Source organism: Pseudomonas synxantha BG33R, assembly GCF_000263715.2.
Lineage (GTDB): Bacteria > Pseudomonadota > Gammaproteobacteria > Pseudomonadales > Pseudomonadaceae > Aquipseudomonas > Aquipseudomonas synxantha_A.
Genome location: NZ_CM001514.1, coordinates 2437113 through 2453977, shown reverse-complemented (window position 1 = coordinate 2453977; position 16865 = coordinate 2437113). Strand labels below are relative to the sequence as shown.

Annotated in this window: 12 protein-coding genes; 8 read left to right on the top strand and 4 right to left on the bottom strand. The window is 62.2% G+C overall.

Going from position 1 to position 16865, the window contains the following annotated elements; translation table 11 throughout:
- Positions 1 to 17 precede the first annotated feature (17 nt).
- Positions 18 to 1130 (bottom strand): amidase, encoded by a 1113-nt coding sequence (locus PSEBG33_RS16135; RefSeq protein WP_005787255.1) that lies wholly within the window; start codon positions 1128 to 1130, stop codon positions 18 to 20.
- Between the two features lie 705 nt (positions 1131 to 1835).
- Here PSEBG33_RS16135 and PSEBG33_RS16140 point away from each other — a divergent pair.
- The 5 genes from PSEBG33_RS16140 (at position 1836) to PSEBG33_RS16160 (ending at position 7248) form a co-directional block, all read left to right on the top strand.
- The gene (locus PSEBG33_RS16140) at positions 1836 to 2984 is read left to right on the top strand and encodes an ABC transporter substrate-binding protein (RefSeq protein WP_005787252.1); all 1149 of its coding nucleotides are present in this window, start codon (positions 1836 to 1838) and stop codon (positions 2982 to 2984) included.
- A gap of 80 nt (positions 2985 to 3064) precedes the next feature.
- The gene (locus tag PSEBG33_RS16145; protein WP_005787250.1) at positions 3065 to 4102 is read left to right on the top strand and encodes a branched-chain amino acid ABC transporter permease; all 1038 of its coding nucleotides are present in this window, start codon (positions 3065 to 3067) and stop codon (positions 4100 to 4102) included.
- Positions 4099 to 5889 (top strand): ABC transporter permease subunit, encoded by a 1791-nt coding sequence (locus PSEBG33_RS16150; RefSeq protein ID WP_005787249.1) that lies wholly within the window; start codon positions 4099 to 4101, stop codon positions 5887 to 5889. Before PSEBG33_RS16145 ends, PSEBG33_RS16150 begins: the two co-directional genes overlap by 4 nt.
- A gap of 2 nt (positions 5890 to 5891) precedes the next feature.
- Positions 5892 to 6662, top strand: coding sequence for an ABC transporter ATP-binding protein (locus PSEBG33_RS16155; RefSeq protein WP_005787247.1), 771 nt, complete (start codon positions 5892 to 5894; stop codon positions 6660 to 6662).
- A gap of 109 nt (positions 6663 to 6771) precedes the next feature.
- Positions 6772 to 7248, top strand: a complete 477-nt coding sequence (locus tag PSEBG33_RS16160; protein WP_032803452.1) for a MarR family winged helix-turn-helix transcriptional regulator — start codon at positions 6772 to 6774, stop codon at positions 7246 to 7248.
- A gap of 112 nt (positions 7249 to 7360) precedes the next feature.
- Here PSEBG33_RS16160 and PSEBG33_RS16165 read toward each other — a convergent pair whose 3' ends face one another.
- Positions 7361 to 8848 carry an aldehyde dehydrogenase family protein gene (locus tag PSEBG33_RS16165; RefSeq protein ID WP_005787243.1) on the bottom strand — a complete coding sequence of 496 codons (1488 nt, stop codon included), beginning with the start codon at positions 8846 to 8848 and terminating at the stop codon, positions 7361 to 7363.
- Positions 8849 to 8909: 61 nt separating this feature from the next.
- Positions 8910 to 10256 (bottom strand): aminotransferase class III-fold pyridoxal phosphate-dependent enzyme, encoded by a 1347-nt coding sequence (locus PSEBG33_RS16170; RefSeq protein WP_005787241.1) that lies wholly within the window; start codon positions 10254 to 10256, stop codon positions 8910 to 8912.
- A 199-nt stretch (positions 10257 to 10455) separates the two neighbouring features.
- Between PSEBG33_RS16170 and PSEBG33_RS16175 the strand changes: the two genes are divergently transcribed.
- Positions 10456 to 11385, top strand: coding sequence for a helix-turn-helix domain-containing protein (locus PSEBG33_RS16175; RefSeq protein WP_032803839.1), 930 nt, complete (start codon positions 10456 to 10458; stop codon positions 11383 to 11385).
- Here PSEBG33_RS16175 and PSEBG33_RS16180 read toward each other — a convergent pair.
- Complete coding sequence (locus PSEBG33_RS16180; RefSeq protein ID WP_005787237.1) at positions 11356 to 11934, bottom strand: TetR/AcrR family transcriptional regulator; 579 nt, start codon at positions 11932 to 11934, stop codon at positions 11356 to 11358. The genes PSEBG33_RS16175 and PSEBG33_RS16180 overlap by 30 nt on opposite strands.
- A gap of 172 nt (positions 11935 to 12106) precedes the next feature.
- Between PSEBG33_RS16180 and PSEBG33_RS16185 the strand changes: the two genes are divergently transcribed.
- Together PSEBG33_RS16185 and PSEBG33_RS16190 are read left to right on the top strand one after the other, a co-directional pair.
- Entirely contained in the window at positions 12107 to 13267 is a 1161-nt protein-coding gene (locus PSEBG33_RS16185) for an efflux RND transporter periplasmic adaptor subunit (protein ID WP_005787234.1), read from the top strand.
- A 30-nt stretch (positions 13268 to 13297) separates the two neighbouring features.
- Complete coding sequence (locus PSEBG33_RS16190) at positions 13298 to 16438, top strand: multidrug efflux RND transporter permease subunit (RefSeq protein WP_005787232.1); 3141 nt, start codon at positions 13298 to 13300, stop codon at positions 16436 to 16438.
- The last annotated feature ends 427 nt before the right edge of the window (positions 16439 to 16865 follow it).

Here is a 16865-nt window from a genome sequence, read left to right as displayed (position 1 = left end):
AAAAAGAATCAGGCTGGTTATTGTTCTAGGCGTTGCGAAATCATCAGGGCCACGGCGCACAACAACGCGTCCTGGCCTTTGCCGGCGATCAGCTGCAGGCCCACTGGCAGGCCACTCGGACCTTGCAGCGGCAGGCTCAGGGCCGGGTGGCCGGTGAGGTTGAAGGGGCGCACCAGGTGGGTCATGCCGATGGCGGCGCGGGTGTCTGCCGCCTGTGCCACTTGCAGGGGGTAATCGGGCAGGGTGGGCAAGGCCAGGATCGGGTGCTGCGCCAGGGCCGCGTCCACCTCATGGGTGAACGCTTCGCACACCTGTTCGGCCTGCTGCAGTGCTTCGTCGCTGGTCAAGGCCGCGGCTTGCAGGCGTGCTGCGATGTCCGCGCCCAGCAGGCCGCTGGGCAGCAGGTGGCCACAGGCGTTCCAAGTCTCACGATTGATCACGGCCAGGCCCGCGTTGTAGGCCGCCTCCATGCCAGGCAGCGGCGTTGGGTGCAGGGCAAAACCGCTGCGGGCCAATGCCGCGTCGAGGGTTTGCAGGATCTGCGGGTGCGCCGTGACGGGCACCACGCCGATGCTGAGATTGGGTGGGCAGGACTGGGCAATAAACCCAGGGTCAATGACCTGCATGGCCGCGATCAACAGTTCCATGCTGGCGGCAAAGGGGCCGACACAATCGAGGCTGGAGACGCCGGGCATCACCCCCGCACGGCTGATCCGGCCAAAGGTCGGCTTGAGGCCAAACACGCCACAACAGGCGGCCGGCACACGCACCGAGCCACCCGTATCGGTGCCCAGGGCGAAGTCCACCAGCCCTGCCGCAACCGCCGCCGCCGAACCACTGGAGGAGCCGCCAGGAATCAACCCGGGGTACAGCGGGTTGTCGGCGGTGCCGCTCCAGTGGTTGATCCCGGTGGTGCCAAAGGCCAACTCATGCAGGCTGGTCTTGCCGAGAATCCGACAGTTGCCCGCGAGCAGGGCCTCGACCACTTGGGCATGTTCCTGCGCCGCTGCTGCGTTCTCCAAAGCCTGGCTGCCAGCACGGGTTGCAAAGCCTGCGATGTCGATCGTGTCCTTGACCATCACCGACAGACCACTCCCCCCCAACGCCATATGCTCGACGACGATAGTCATGCCACCTCCCGCTCAATGTTGTGACGCCTGTGCGTCGCCTGTCAGTGGACTGGACAGATCAACCCCTGCCCAACGCTTAAATCTAAAATCATAATATTTACGTGAAATGTCAATTGAATTATCTATTTTAAAATATGGGTATTTTCGGTGCACATTTTCCACGAGATGCACCGGAGCCGTGCATTTCGGCAACACTCTTAAAAACGCAAAATCCAAACGAAAAATTATAAAATGTACTTATATTTTAAATAGATAAAAGAGAACCACAACATCGACAACGCTTTACTTCTGTTTACCTGAAGCACAAAAAATCTTAAAAAATACGCAGAAACGAAAAGTTACCGATTGTTTTCTTGCAACAAAAACCATCGAAATAATTCTGATTTTTTGCATATTTTTTCGATTAAAAAACCATAAAAAACAGCGATAAAACCGCGAGCTAGCGCCTTCGCATACCGCTGGCTTGCCTCGCCCCGGAACGACAAACACAGCGACCACTACCCGGGATAAACCCTGCTTCACACAGCTGTCCCGAATTTTTCTGGCATGCAACCTGCTATCGCCCTACTCGCCCATCAACAGCGGCTCGCGCCGTTGCGGTAACCGCCAAGGGCTCGCTTCCATCGCGCATCGCGACCGCTGTTCAAGCGGCGACGGGCCGAGGGACGGGCGCTTGCTTAGCCTTGCAATGCTTCGGAGAATTTCATGCTCTTGAAAAAAGCTGTGTCCACCTTGCTACTGAGTGCCGCCTGCGCATCCCTGGCCCAGGCGCAAGTCACGATCGGCGTGATCACCTCGGCCGCAGGCCCTTTGGCCATGATCGGCGTGCCGCAGAAAAACACCGTGGCGTTGCTGCCGACCCAGGTCGCAGACCAGGCCATCCGCTACATCGCGCTGGACGACGGCAGCGACCCGACAGCCACGGTCAAGGCCCTGAAGAAGCTGATCAGCGAAGACAAAGTGGATGCGATCATCGGCCCGAGCGGCTCGCCCAACGCCATTGGGGTGATCTCGTTTGTCGCCGAGGCCCAGGTGCCGCTGTTGTCGCCTGTGGGCACCGCGGCGGTGATCCTGCCGATGACGGCAGAGAAGAAATGGGTATTCAAGACCACGCAAAATGACGAGCTGATCGCCAAGGCGCTGTTCGAGCACATGGCCCGCCACGAGGTGAAAACCCTGGGCCTGATCGGCACCGCCGACCCATACGGCGAGAACTGGGCCAAGGTGGCCACAGCCCTGGCGAGCGAGCATGGGATCAAGATCGTCGCCAACGAACGTTTCCAGCGCCAGGACACCTCCATCACCGGGCAAAGCCTGAAAGTGCTCGCCGCACGCCCCGACGCGGTACTGGTAGCGGCCCCCGGCAGCCCGGCCGTAATGCCCCAGGCCACGCTGTTCGATCAGGGCTACCGTGGCCAGGTCTACCAGACCCATGGAGCGGCGCTCCCGGATTTCCTCAAGCTGGGCGGCAAGAAGGTCGAAGGGACGATTCTTGCCGCCAGCCTGATGCTGGTACTCGATGAGATACCCGACAGCAATCCATCGAAGAAAATCGCCGCCGACTACACCGCCGCCTACCAGAAGCTCTACGGCAGCAAACCCGCCACCTTCGGCGCCAACACCTTCGATGCCGGCCTGCTGCTGCAAGCCGCAATTCCCCTGGCTGCCGCCAAGGCCGCGCCGGGCACTGTGGAATTTCGCCGGGCGCTGCGTGACGCCCTGGAAAGCACCCATGAGTTGGCGGGCACCCAAGGGGTCTACAGCATGACCCCGGACGACCACAGTGGGTTCGATGAGCGAGGCCGGGAGTTGATCCAGGTGAAAAATGGCACCTGGACCCTGCTCAAAGACTGAGAGTGCACCCAATCGCCCGCTCGGCCAGCCGTGTCCGACGGGCGCCGCAAGCCTGATGACCCCGTACAAAGAGTTGCCCTATGAATGCCCAGATAGCCTTGCTGCTTGGCCAGGACGGCATCACCAATGGCGCCATTTATGCGCTGCTGGCCTTGTCGATTCTCCTGGTGTTTACCGTGACCCGGATCCTGTTGATCCCCCAGGGTGAGTTCGTCACCTATGGCGCCCTGACCATGGCCAGCCTGCAAGCGGGCCAGCCCACTGCACTGGTCTGGCTGCTGCTGGCCCTGACCCTGCTCGATGGCGCACTCGACCTGCTCGCCTCGATCCGCCGCCCCCACGCCTGGCGCTTGCCGCGCAAGAGCCTGGTAAAGATCGCCTACGCGGCGGCGATGGTGGGCCTGGTCAACAACCTGCCGCTGGCACAACTGCCCATGGCATTGCAGGCCCTGCTGACCCTGGCGTTGGTCGTGCCGTTGGGGCCGTTGATCTATCGACTGGCCTTCCAACCCATCGCCTCGGCCAGCTCGCTGGTGTTGCTGATCGTCTCGATTGCGGTGCATGTGAGCCTGGTGGGCCTGGGCCTGCTGTTGTTCGGCCCGGAAGGTGCGCGTACCCGGCCCTTCTCCGAACAAGGCCTGGAACTGGGACCGGTGGCGCTCAATAGCCAGACGCTGTGGATCATCGCCGCATCCCTGGGCTTGATCATCGGCCTGTTTGTATTCTTCGAACGCACCCTGTACGGCAAGGCCCTGCGCGCCACGGCGGTGAATCGCATGGGTGCGCGCCTGATGGGGATTTCCCCGGAAATGGCCGGCAAGAGCACCTTCGTCCTCGCGGCGCTGATCGGCACCCTGTCCGGGATTCTGATCGCACCCATCACCACGCTGTACTTCGACTCAGGCTTCATCATCAGCCTCAAGGGCTTTGTCGGCGCCATCATGGGCGGACTGGTCAGCTACCCGGTGGCGGCCCTCGGCGCCCTCGCGGTGGGCCTGATCGAAGCCTTCTCGATGTTCTGGGCCAGCGCCTACAAGGAGGTGATCGTCTTTACCCTGATCATTCCGTTCCTGCTGTGGCGCTCCCTCACCAGCCGTCACGTGGAGGAACACGAATGAAACCACGCTACCTGATCCTCGGGTTGATCGTCCTGCTGGGCCTGGCACCGCTGGTACTCGCCCCCTACTATGTGACCTTGCTCAACTACATCGGCCTGTATGCCCTGGTGGTACTTGGCCTGATGCTGTTGACCGGGGTCGGCGGCATGACCAGCTTTGGCCAGGCCGCTTTTGTCGGCCTTGGGGCCTACACCACGGCATGGCTGACTACCGCCGACCAACTGCCGACCTGGCTGCAATGGGCAAGCGCCTCGCCGTGGCTGACGCTGCTGGTGGGCGTGGCGCTGACGGTGACTGTGGCGCTGATGCTGGGCGCCATGACCCTGCGCCTGTCCGGGCACTACCTGCCACTGGGCACCATCGCCTGGGGGCTTTCGCTCTATTACCTGTTCGGCACCCTGGAACCCCTGGGCGGCCATACTGGTGTCGGCGGCCTGCCGGCCATTACCCTCGGCGGGATCTCCCTGGACCAGGGTGAAGACATGTTCTACCTGATCTGGCTGGTGCTGGGCGCCGCGATGCTGATCACCCACAACCTCCTCGACTCCCGCGAAGGCCGAGCAATCCGGGCGCTCAAGGGCGGCCAGTTGATGGCCGAATCCATGGGGGTCAACACCTTCCGGTCAAAGATGGTGATCTTTGTCATCGCCGCGCTGTTTGCCGCCGTGTCAGGCTGGCTGTACGCCCACACCCAGCGCTTCGTCAACCCGACCCCGTTCGGCCTGGGGATGGGCATCGATTACCTGTTCATGGCGTTGATCGGTGGTGTGGCGAGTATCTGGGGCGCATTGCTGGGCGCGGGCATCCTCACCGTGCTCAAGGAATGGCTGCAAGATTGGCTGCCCCACCTGCTGGGCGACGGCGGCAACTACGAGACCATCGTCTTCGGCATCCTGATCGTGCTGCTGATGCACTGCGCGCCGGGTGGCCTGACGCCGTGGCTGGGCAGATGGCTCAAGGGCCGCACACGCACCGCGCAGCTCCCACCATCCCAGGCCCTGCCGCGTCGCGATGCGGCAGAACACGGCACTCGCATCCTGCAGGCCAACCAGGTGACCAAGCGCTACGGCGGCCTCGTCGCCAACAACCAGATGAACCTGCATATCGACGCCGTGGAGATCCTCGCCCTGATCGGACCTAACGGCGCCGGCAAAAGCACCCTGTTCAACCTGTTGTCGGGGGTCGATACGCCCAGCTCGGGCGATATCCACTTCAAGGGCCAGCCGATCAATGGCAAAACCTCGCGGCATGTCGCCCGCCTGGGCATGAGCCGCACCTTTCAGCACGTCAAACTGCTGCCCGGGATGAGCGTGCTGGAAAACGCCGCCCTCGGCGCCCACTTGCGCGGGCACAAAGGGGTGATTGCCGCCAGCCTGAACCTGGACCGTGGCGAGGAACAACAACTGCTGGCCGAGGCGCGCTATCAACTGGAACGGGTCGGCCTGGGTGACGCGGTGCAGGAGGACGCCGCAAGCCTTGCGTTAGGCCAGCAACGCATCCTCGAAATCGCCCGCGCCCTGTGCGCCGACCCTTGCCTGTTGCTGCTGGACGAACCTGCTGCGGGCCTGCGCCTTCAGGAAAAACAGGCCCTGGCCGCCTTGCTCAGGCGCCTGCGCGCAGAAGGCATGGCGATCCTGCTGGTAGAGCACGATATGGACTTCGTCATGGGCCTGGTGGATCGCGTGGTGGTCATGGAGTTCGGCCAGCCCATCGCCCAGGGCCTGCCTGAAGAAGTGCAAAACAACCCCGCCGTGCTTGAAGCCTATTTGGGAGGCGCAGGCGCATGAATATGCCAATAGAACCGTGCAACGCCGGCACTACCCTGCTGCAGATCGATAACCTGAGCGTGGCCTATGGCAAGGTGGAAGCCTTGAGCAATGCCAGCCTGCGCGTCGGCGAAGGGCAGATTGTGACGGTGATCGGCCCCAACGGCGCAGGCAAGACCACCCTGCTGTCGGCGATCATGGGGGTGCTGGGCTCCCGGGGCCAGGTCAACTTCGACGGCACCCTGGAAACCGTGCCCGAAGTAGAAGTGATGGTCGGCCGCGGCCTGGGCCTGGTGCCGGAAAAACGCGAACTCTTCACCTCGATGAGCGTGGCGGACAACCTGCTGCTGGGGGCGTTCCAGCGTCATCGGCGGGGCGAGCGCGACCACGGCCAGACCCTCAAGCAGGTATACGACTTGTTCCCGCGCCTGTGGGAACGGCGCGAGCAACTGGCGGCCACCTTGTCGGGCGGCGAGCGGCAGATGCTTGCGGTTGGCCGGGCGCTGATGGCCAAGCCACGCCTGCTGATGCTCGATGAGCCCAGCCTGGGCCTGGCGCCCCTGGTGACCCGCGAGATCTTCCGCATCATCAGCAGCCTGCGCGAGCAAGGGGTATCGATTCTGCTGGTGGAACAGAATGCACGGGCGGCGCTGCGGGTCGCCGACTACGCCTATGTCCTGGAAACCGGCCAGATCGCCATGCACGGCCCCGCCCGGCAACTGGCCGACGACCCTCGGGTGATCGAGGCCTACCTGGGCCTGAGCAGTAAGCATCAGGAAATGCTCGCGAGCTGATTGCCCTATCCCGTGTGGGGCCCGATGGCTCCCACACGGCGCGACAAGCGCGACGTCAATCACGTGAATATGCAACAATCGACCGTTGTCCATTATTCGAAGCCCGAGCATGACCACCGCGAAAAAACGTGTGAATCGTCATAACCCTGCCAGCCAGGATTTCAAGAAAGAAGAGTTCCCCTTCTACTGGCTCGCCCGGGTCAACGGGCGCTATTCCATGGCGATGGAAAAGGCCCTGAAAAAAGTCGACATGGACATTCCGCGCTGGCGCATCCTCCTGATCCTCAAGGACAACGGCTCGTCGAGCATCTCGGAAATCTCCACCCACGCCATCGCCAAGCTGCCCACGGTGACCAAAATCGTCTACCGCATGAAAGCCGATGGCCTGGTGCAGACCAATGTCTGCGCCAACGATGGGCGCGTCACCCAGGTCTCCTTGACAGAGGCCGGGTACCAGACCATCGAGCAGAGCCACAAGGTCACGGCGGATATCTTCAAGACCAGCTTCAAGGGCCTGACGGACGCGCAACTCAACAAACTCAACAGCTTGCTGGAAACCCTGTTCGACAACCTGCCCGAAGACTGACCCTCCCCCCTGTAGGAGCGAGCTTGCTCGTAAAAATCCCACAAGCGCCACGGGCTACCTGTTGGCACTGCGTTATCGTTAACGTTTTTCGCGAGCAAGCTCGCTCCTACAACTAATAGCGGATCATCACCGACTTGAGCTCGGTATAGGCCTCTATAAACGCATCGCCAAATTCCCTGCCCATGCCCGACGCCTTGACCCCGCCAAACGGCAGTGCCGGGTCCAGAAAGGTGTGCATGTTGCCCCATACCGTACCGGCCTCTATTTGCGGGATCAGGCGCAATGCCTTGGACAAGTTGTTGGTCCAGACACTGGCCGTGAGGCCGTAGGGCGAGTCGTTCATCAGGGTCATCAGCTCCTCCTCTGTGTCGTAGGGCAATACACAGAGCACCGGACCGAACGCCTCTTCCTGTAGCAAAGGGTCATCCGGGCCATTGGCCAGGATCAGCGTCGGCTCGACAAAGTAGCCCGGTCGGTCAATGGCCTTGGCACCGCAGATTACCGTGTTGTTCTGATTGGCCCTGGCGAAGAAGTCGAGGATCTTTTCCAGGTGCGCCTGGTTGGCCAGCGGGCCAAACTGGGTGCTTTCATCGAGGGGTGAGCCAATCTTCAAGGTCCCCAGGGCCTGCCCGAGCTTTTCCAGGAACTCGCTGACCCGTGAGCGGTGTACATAGAGGCGTTCCGGTGCGGCGCACACCTGCCCCTGATGCACATAAGCCATCTGCACCATCCCGGCCACGGCCTGGTCCATATCGACATCGGCCAACAACGCCGCCGGGTTCTTGCCGCCCAGCTCCAGGGTCGCGCGCGTCAGGTCGGCGGCCATCGCCGCCTTGCCCACGGCGATCCCGGTCGGCACAGACCCGGTGAACGCGACTTTGCTGATTGCGGCATGGGCGATCAATTGCTGCCCCACCTGCCCTGTCCCGTTGACCACGTTAAATGCGCCGGCCGGCACGCCCGCCTCGAACGCCAGCTCAGCCACCCGCAACAACGCCAGGGGCGTGAACTCACTGGGCTTGACCACAATGGTGCAACCGGTGACCAGTGCGCTGGCAATTTTCCAGATGCCGATCATCACCGAGAAGTTCCACGGCACAATCCCGGCGACCACGCCCACGGGTTCACGCAGGGTGTAGGCCAGGTACTGCTCGCCGTCCATGGACGGAATCGAGGGGCTCATGGTCTGGCCGTTGATCTTGCTCGCCCAGCCCGCGAAGTAGCGCAGGAACACCACGCTCTGGGCCATCTCCAGGCCGCGTGACAGGTTGATCGACTTGCCCGAGCACAGGGTTTCCAACTGCGCCAACTCTTCGGCATGCGCCTCAAGCAGATCGGCAAATCGGTTAAGGACCACACCCCGTGCATAGGGCGAGGTGTCCGCCCACGCGCCCTTGAACGCCTTGCGCGCACTGGCGACAGCGTGCTCGATGTCCTCGTCGCTGGCATCGAGGATATGGCTGATCACCTGCCCGGTCGCAGGGTTTCGCACGGCGATTCGTTGTGTGGACGTACTGGGCTGGTAAGCCCCTTCTATAAAGTTGGCCGGTGCGCGGGCAAGAAATTCGGTAACCGCAGGCAGCAAGGCAATGTCACTCATCAACAGGACTCCTGAAGGCAATCGTCAGTGCGGCGCCCAATGGGCGCCGTTCAAGGGGAGATCAGGTATTCGCCAGGCCGGTTTCCAGGGCATGGCAGATCAGGTCGGCTTCTTCGAGCGTCAGGGTCAGGGGCGGCGACAGGATGATTTTGGTGCCCACCGGACGTACCAGCACCCCTTCCAGGCGTACCCGTTCCGCCAGGCGCGAGGCGTAGCCCTCGGCCGGGTCGACGGGGGTGCGCAGACGCTTGTCGCTCACCAGGTCCAGGGCCAGCATCAGGCCTTTGCCCCGCACCTCGCCGACCACTTCGAAGCGTTCGCTCAGGGGCTTGAGCCGCTCCAGCAGATAGGCGCCGACCTTTGCCGCATTGCCCGGCAGGTTCTCCTGCTCGACGATATCCAACACCGCCAGGGAGGCCGCGCAAGCCGTCGGATGGCCGCTGTAGGTGTAGCCGTGCATGATCACCTGGCCGAAGTTTTCAGCGGTTTCGATGGCCCGGGCAATGCGCCCATTGAACACCGTGGCGCCCAAGGGGATGTAGCCGGCGGAAATGCCCTTGGCCAGGCACAGAATGTCAGGCGCCACGCCCCAACCCCGCGACCCCAGCATCGAGCCGGTGCGGCCAAAACCGGTGACCACTTCATCGGCGATCAACAAAATGCCGTAGCGATCGCACACCGCACGCAGCTGCGGCCAGTAGCCTGCAGGCGGGACAATCACCCCGCCCGCGCCCTGTACTGGCTCGGCGATGAACGCGGCAATCGTCTGTGGCCCTAGCGCGCGGATCTGCTCTTCCAATTGGCGAATGCAGTGGCCGGTCAGGGCCTGCGGGTCTTCGCAGTCCCACGGGTTGCGATAGGACCACGGAGCATCCAGCAACGTGCAGCCCGCCAGCAGCGGCCCATGGTTGAATTGATAGGCACTGATCCCACCGACCGAGGTGCCCCCCATGTGCACGCCGTGATAGCCGTTGCGCAACGACAGAAACCGTGTGCGCTCGGGCTCCCCGACGGCAATCCAATACTGGCGGCTCATTTTCAATGCCGTTTCAATAGCATCGGAGCCACCACTGGAGAACAGCACCCGCTGCATGTCTTCCTGGGCAAACATGCCGGTCAAGCGTTCAGCCAGGTCATACACCCTGGGATGGGCAATGCCGTCGAAGGTCTGGTAGTACGCCAGCTCATCCATCTGGCGGTGGATCGCCTGCTTGACGCTTTCACGGTTATGCCCGACGTTGACGTTCCACAACCCGGCGATGCCGTCGAGCATGCGCCAGCCATGGATATCGGTGACGTAGTTGCCATTGCCCCTGGCAATGATCAGGGTCTGCTCCCCCGCAACGGCCGCGGCCGCTCGCATCGGGTGCCAGAATTTTTTTTCGGCGTTCTGATAATGCGCGTACATGATTGCACTCCCTTCCAAAAAGGTGGGCCGAGAGGTTTCGGGCCAGCCTGGACTGTAGGGAGCGAGGTGCCTGGGCCGTTATCCCAAATCGGCACACTTTTGCAGCGGTTGCAGGACCTGGGGCAACCGTGATGTATTGATGCCGCACCGCCGATGGACATTTCAATAACGGGCGGACACCCGCGCACCGGTGATGACCATGACGCAGATCGAAAGCCTTTGTTTTACCGACGCCAGCCAGCATGCGCGCTCGGTGCATGACTGGGAGCAGACCTACGACCAACTGTCCCCCGGTCGGTTTGCCAGCCGCTTGCGGCAACTGTGCCGCGGGCACTTCCAGATATTCCACGAGCAATTGAACCGGCGCATCGTGCAATACGGCCAGTCACCCGCCGAGCGCATGTGCTTTTCGATTCCGCTGTGCACCGACAGCCACGGCACGCAGGACTGCCTGGCAATCCTGAACAACCACGAAGAGTTCATGTTCCATGCCCCGGAAAACACCCAGGTCTTTGCCGCGACCTTTGCCCGCCAGCAGGTCCTGGCGCTGGCCGCGCTGAACCTGAGCCCCCGCAGCTACCGGCAGTTGACCGCCGCACCGTCGCTGCAGTCGCCATGGCAGCGCACCCGTGAGGTGTACCAGCGTGTACGCCTGCAACTTGGCCAGGCACTGGATTGCCCGCCGCAACACTTCAATGAAGCCACGGCCAAACTCATGGAACATGGCTTGCTCAGTGGTTTCCTCGATCTGCTGGGGAGCGTCGAGAACCCTGAAAAACGTCTGCGGCCCAGCACCCCCACGCGCCAGTACCTGGTAAAGATGAGCCAGCAGATCGCCCTCGAAAGCCACGACGAGCCCATCACCATTGTCGATCTGTGCGAACGCCTGCACGTCAGCCGGCGTGCCCTGCAATACAGCTTCCAGACCATCACCAGCACCAGCCCCGCGGACTACTTGCGCAGCGTGCGCCTGAATGCGGTGCGGCGCCGCCTGGTCATGTCGTCGCCGGCCGAATTGAGCATTGGCGACGCGGCGGCCCAATGGGGCTTTTACCACCTGAGCCACTTTGCCGGTCAGTACAAGGCGCTGTTTGGCGAGTTACCCTCGCAGACCCTGCGACAACGCTGAGTGCGGCGGCGCAGCGCTCACACCGTGCAAGAACATCTGCTCCATCACCCAGGCCGTCCCCGCCGGTGCGGCCCGGCCCAGGCGCTCTGCCTCGACCAGGCCACACAGTAGCGATGTGAACAGCTCGGTCATGACCGCCGCTGTGATATCGATGCGAAACACACCAGCCTGCTGCCCCCGCAGGAAGAAGCGGTCCAGGACGTTCAGGTACGGTTGCCAACCGTGATTGTTCAAGGTGTCCGGGCGGTACTGGAACACCATGAACAACACCCACTCACGATGGGCCAAGTGCTTGTCGATCAGGCCACGCAGGACCTCGGCCGGCGCGTCGCGCTCAAGATCTGCGTCGTCGACCACCTGCTGCATGAGCTCACGCGAGTACGCCAACAGCATCTCGATCAGGTGTTCCCGCGCGCCGCAGAAGCGGTGCAACGTGGCCTTGCTGATGCCTGCCGCACGCGCCAGCTCCTGGAGCGTGGCCCGGGGATGGTCAACGATGGCAACCGCCAGGGCCTTGAGAAGTTTTTCATTGGGGGCGGGCGAAGACATGGCAACAGGCTCATTGGTCGGACGTGAAGTGGAAGGCATTGTGCCGAAATTCCCCCCGACCTCAAGGGAAATGACACTTTTAAACACAAAAGAATCTTTTGAGACATTATTATCTCAATAGATCCATGTATATATCATGCGCACCTTTCCAGACCTAGCCTCCAGGTGACACATGAACGCTTTGCGCGACCTGCGTATTTTCAGCTTTGCTGCGCTGGCCCTTGTCGGCCTCGCCGGCTGTGGTGCTCCCGATCAGCCCGAGGCTGCCCAGCAACCCCGGGAAGTGGAGACCGTGACTGTCGCTCCCGAAGCCTTCTCCCTGTCCGCAGAATTGCCGGGGCGTATCGAGCCAGTCCGGGTGGCCCAGGTACGGGCCCGGGTAGCCGGGATCGTGTTACGACGCAACTTCGAGGAAGGCGCCGAGATCAAGGCCGGCGACCTGTTGTTCCAGATCGACCCTGCCCCCCTCAAGGCCGCCGCATCACGGGCACAGGGCGAACTGGCACGTATCGAAGCGCAGCTGTTCGAGAACCAGGCCAAGGTCAAGCGCTATGAACAACTGGCCGACGTCGAAGCGATCAGTCGCCAGGACCTCGACACCGCCCGCGCCGCCCTGAAAAGCAGCCAGGCCGCCCAGCAATCGGCGCGCGCCGATCTGCAAACCGCGGGCCTGAACCTGGGCTACGCCACGGTCCGCGCGCCGATCTCCGGGCGCATCGGCCGCGCCCTCGTGACCGAAGGCGCCCTGGTTGGCCAGGGCGAAGCGACATTGATGGCAAGCATCCAGCAACTGGACCCGATCTATGCCGACTTCACCCAGCCGGTGGCGCAAGCGCTGAAACTGCGCCAGGCCCTCAAGCACGGCAGCTTGTCGGCCGGCGACTCATCACAGCTGTCGTTGCAGGTCGAAGGCACCGACTTCCACAGCCAGGGCACGCTGTTGTTCTCCGACGTCGCGGTGGACCGTGGCACCGGCCAGGTCTCGTTGCGCGGACGCTTCAGCAATCCTGAAGGGGTGTTGTTGCCAGGCATGTATGTGCGCGTGAAAGTGCCCCAGGGCACCGATCAACAAGCCTTGTTGGTGCCCCAGCGTGCCGTGCAGCGCGGCAGCGACGGCCAGGCCCAGGTACTGGTGGTGAATGCCGACGACAGCGTCAGCCCACGCGCCGTACAAACCGGCGCCATGCAGGGCCAGCGCTGGCAGATCACCCAAGGCCTGGAGGCCGGTGACCGAGTCATCATCGGCGGCCAGAACGGCCTCGTACCGGGTGACAAAGTGCTGGTGAAAGCGCCCCTCGCCCCCGCTGCCCAACAACAAGCAGCACGCCAGTAAGCCCGGCACCACCGCGTTCGAGGTCACACCATGTCTGTGTTTTTTATCAAGCGCCCCAAGTTTGCCTGGGTCATTGCGTTGTTTATCTCCATGGCCGGGCTGCTGATCATCCCTGCCCTGCCGGTGACCCAGTACCCGAGTGTCGCCCCGCCGCAAATCACCGTCACCGCCACCTATCCTGGGGCGTCGGCCAAGGTGCTGGTGGATTCGGTCACCAGCGTCATCGAAGAAGAACTCAATGGTGCCAAGGGCCTGCTCTACTTCGACTCCACCAGCAACTCCAACGGCATGGCGGAAATTGTCGTGACCTTCAAGCCCGGCACCCAGCCGGACATGGCCCAGGTCGAAGTGCAGAACCGCTTGAAAAAAACCGAGGCGCGCATGCCCCAGGCGGTGCTCAACCAGGGCATCCAGGTGGAGCAGACCAGCGCCGGTTTTCTGCTGATCTACGCCCTGAGCTACAAGGAAGGCACGGCGACGCAGGATACGACCCTACTGGCCGACTATGCCGCGCGTAACGTCAACAATGAAATCCGTCGGGTCGAAGGCGTGGGCAAGCTGCAATTCTTTGCCTCGGAAGCCGCGATGCGTATCTGGCTCGATCCGCAAAGCCTGGTGGGCTACGGGTTGTCCATCGATGACGTAAGCCGGGCGATCAGCGCCCAGAACGTCCAGCTTCCCGCAGGCAGCTTCGGCAGCTCCCCGGGCGCAGTCGGCCAGGAGTTGACGGCGACCCTGGCGGTCAAGGGCACCCTGGACAACCCCGAAGAGTTCGGGCGCATTGTGCTGCGCGCCAATCAGGATGGTTCCAGGGTCACCCTCGCCGACGTGGCGCGAATCGAGGTCGGCAGCCAGGACTACAATTTCACCACGCGCCTCAATGGCAAGCCGGCAGTGGGTGCGGCAGTGCAACTGTCGCCGGGGGCGAACGCGCTGAAGACCGCCAGTGCCGTCAAGGGGCGCCTGCAGGAACTGTCGGTGAATTTTGCGCCAAACGTTGAATTCTCGGTGCCCTATGACACCTCGCGCTTTGTCGACGTGGCCATCGAAAAGGTGATCTATACCCTGATCGAAGCCATGGTCCTGGTGTTCCTGGTGATGTTCCTGTTCCTACAGAACGTACGCTACACCTTGATCCCCAGCATTGTGGTGCCGGTGTGTCTGTTAGGCACGTTGATGGTGATGTACCTGCTGGGTTTCTCGGTCAACATGATGACCATGTTCGGCATGGTGCTGGCCATCGGTATCCTGGTGGACGACGCCATTGTGGTGGTGGAAAACGTCGAGCGGATCATGGCCGATGAGGGCCTGTCGCCGGTGGCCGCCACCGTCAAGGCCATGGGCCAGGTATCGGGGGCGATCATCGGCATTACCGTGGTGCTGTCGGCGGTATTCCTGCCCCTGGCTTTCATGGCCGGTTCGGTGGGAGTCATCTACCAGCAGTTTTCCCTGACCCTGGCGGTGTCGATTCTGTTCTCGGGGTTCCTGGCCCTGACCTTCACCCCGGCACTGTGTGCAACCCTGCTCAAGCCCGTGGCCGAGGGGCATCATGAAAAACGTGGGTTCTTTGGCGCCTTCAACCGCCTGTTCGGACGCCTGACCGATCGCTACAGCGCCCTCAATCACCACCTGGTAAAACGCGCAGGCCGAGTGATGCTGGTGTATCTGGGGCTGGTGGTCCTGTTGGGCTTTACCTACCTGCGCTTGCCAGAATCCTTCGTACCGGTGGAAGACCAGGGTTATATGATCGTTGACGTGCAGTTGCCACCCGGCGCCTCGCGGGAGCGGACATCGGCGACCGGCCAGGAACTGGAGCAGTTTCTCGCCTCCCGTGACGCGGTCGCCAGCACCTTCCTGGTCCTGGGTTTCAGCTTTTCCGGGATGGGCGAAAACGCCGGCCTGGCCTTTCCGACCCTCAAGGACTGGTCGTTGCGCGGCGACGAGCAATCTGCCGAAGCGGAAACCGCAGGGGTCAATCAACACTTTGCCAACCCCAGCGACGGCGCGATCATGGCGGTGAACCCTCCCCCCATCGACGGCATGGGCAACTCCGGTGGGTTCTCCCTGCGCCTGCAGGACCGCGCCGGGCTGGGCCGCGAAGCATTGCTCGCCGCAAGGGACCAGTTGCTGGGCCAGGCCAACGGCAATCCGAAAATCCTCTACGCGATGATGGAAGGCCTGGCTGAGGCCCCGCAATTGCGCCTGACCATCGATCGGGAAAAAGCCGAGGCCCTGGGCGTCGGGTTTGATGCAATCAACAACACCTTGTCGACCGCGTTCGGCTCGGCGGTGGTCAACGACTTTGCCAACGCCGGGCGCCAGCAACGGGTGGTGGTGCAGGCCGACCAGCGGGACCGGATGACGCCGGACAGCGTGCTCAAACTGTTCATCCCCAATAACCTCGGCGCCCTGGTGCCCATGAGTGCCTTTGTCAGCACCCAGTGGGAGCAAGGCCCGGTGCAAATCGCCCGCTATAACGGCTACCCGTCGATCCGTATCGCCGGCGATGCGCCGCCCGGGGTTAGCACCGGGGAAGCGATGGCCGAGATCGAACGCCTGGTGTCCACGCTGCCGGCAGGTATTGGCTATGAATGGACCGGTTTGTCGTACCAGGAAAAGATCGCCAGCGGCCAGGCCTTGCAACTGTTCGCGCTGGCATTCGTGGTGGTGTTCCTGCTGCTGGTGGCGCTGTATGAAAGCTGGGCCATCCCCTTTGTGGTGATGCTGATCGTACCGGTGGGCGCCCTGAGGTCGGTGCTGGCCGTGACCAGCCTGGGCATGCCCAACGACGTGTACTTCAAGGTCGGCCTGATCACCATCATCGGGCTGGCGGCCAAGAATGCGATCTTGATCGTCGAGTTTGCCAAAGACCTGTGGGCTCAGGGCTACTCCCTGCGTGACGCCGCCATCGAAGCCGCGCGCCTGCGCCTTCGACCCATCGTCATGACCTCCATGGCCTTTATCCCCGGCGTCGTGCCCCTGGCCATCGCCACCGGCGCGGGTGCTGCCAGCCAACGCGCCATCGGCACCGGCGTGGTCGGCGGGATGTTCAGCGCAACGATATTGGGGGTGGTGTTTGTGCCGGTTTTCTTTGTCTGGGTGCTTTCTCTGCTCAAAAGCCAACGCACCGTCATCCTCGCTGACGACGAAATGAAAGCCGTCAAAGAGTAAGAGGTAACTGGCGCACAAGACGCTGATACGCACGCATAATGAAAACCCGGCCCCGCGTCGGGCTTTTCATGCCCCGCGCCTGATACCTTGGCTCCAAATCTGTACATCCCCGCGAAATGAACAGAATCGATGATTTCCTATTCTTAGCTGATACAACTTTGCTGCCCCATCTACCGCTTGCGACCTGATGGGCCACCATCAGGAATCTGTAAGTTTTTCGGCGGTTGGGTTCGGGTGTCACTTACTTAGTGCCCCTGTCTTCGACTTCTTACAATCCAGTCTAAGCCTTTCGTGTGCATCCGGCGCTATAGGAGCCGTCATCATGGCTCTGTATGCCATACATTCACAAGACTCTGGGGCAGTCTCGGTATGCTGGACAGTGCTCGTGAATGACGCACACCCCGCTAGGATCAGCATTGCAATTGCC

What these genes read in the sequence shown, in the direction of transcription:
- PSEBG33_RS16145 (WP_005787250.1), top strand. Translation starts at nt 3,065, where the DNA reads ATGAATGCCCAGATAGCCTTGCTGCTTGGCCAGGACGGCATCACCAAT.
- PSEBG33_RS16170 (WP_005787241.1), bottom strand. Translation starts at nt 10,256, where the DNA reads ATGTACGCGCATTATCAGAACGCCGAAAAAAAATTCTGGCACCCGATG.
- PSEBG33_RS16190 (WP_005787232.1), top strand. Translation starts at nt 13,298, where the DNA reads ATGTCTGTGTTTTTTATCAAGCGCCCCAAGTTTGCCTGGGTCATTGCG.
- PSEBG33_RS16160 (WP_032803452.1), top strand. Translation starts at nt 6,772, where the DNA reads ATGACCACCGCGAAAAAACGTGTGAATCGTCATAACCCTGCCAGCCAG.
- PSEBG33_RS16165 (WP_005787243.1), bottom strand. Translation starts at nt 8,848, where the DNA reads ATGAGTGACATTGCCTTGCTGCCTGCGGTTACCGAATTTCTTGCCCGC.
- PSEBG33_RS16150 (WP_005787249.1), top strand. Translation starts at nt 4,099, where the DNA reads ATGAAACCACGCTACCTGATCCTCGGGTTGATCGTCCTGCTGGGCCTG.
- PSEBG33_RS16140 (WP_005787252.1), top strand. Translation starts at nt 1,836, where the DNA reads ATGCTCTTGAAAAAAGCTGTGTCCACCTTGCTACTGAGTGCCGCCTGC.
- PSEBG33_RS16180 (WP_005787237.1), bottom strand. Translation starts at nt 11,934, where the DNA reads ATGTCTTCGCCCGCCCCCAATGAAAAACTTCTCAAGGCCCTGGCGGTT.
- PSEBG33_RS16155 (WP_005787247.1), top strand. Translation starts at nt 5,892, where the DNA reads ATGCCAATAGAACCGTGCAACGCCGGCACTACCCTGCTGCAGATCGAT.
- PSEBG33_RS16185 (WP_005787234.1), top strand. Translation starts at nt 12,107, where the DNA reads ATGAACGCTTTGCGCGACCTGCGTATTTTCAGCTTTGCTGCGCTGGCC.
- PSEBG33_RS16175 (WP_032803839.1), top strand. Translation starts at nt 10,456, where the DNA reads ATGACGCAGATCGAAAGCCTTTGTTTTACCGACGCCAGCCAGCATGCG.
- PSEBG33_RS16135 (WP_005787255.1), bottom strand. Translation starts at nt 1,130, where the DNA reads ATGACTATCGTCGTCGAGCATATGGCGTTGGGGGGGAGTGGTCTGTCG.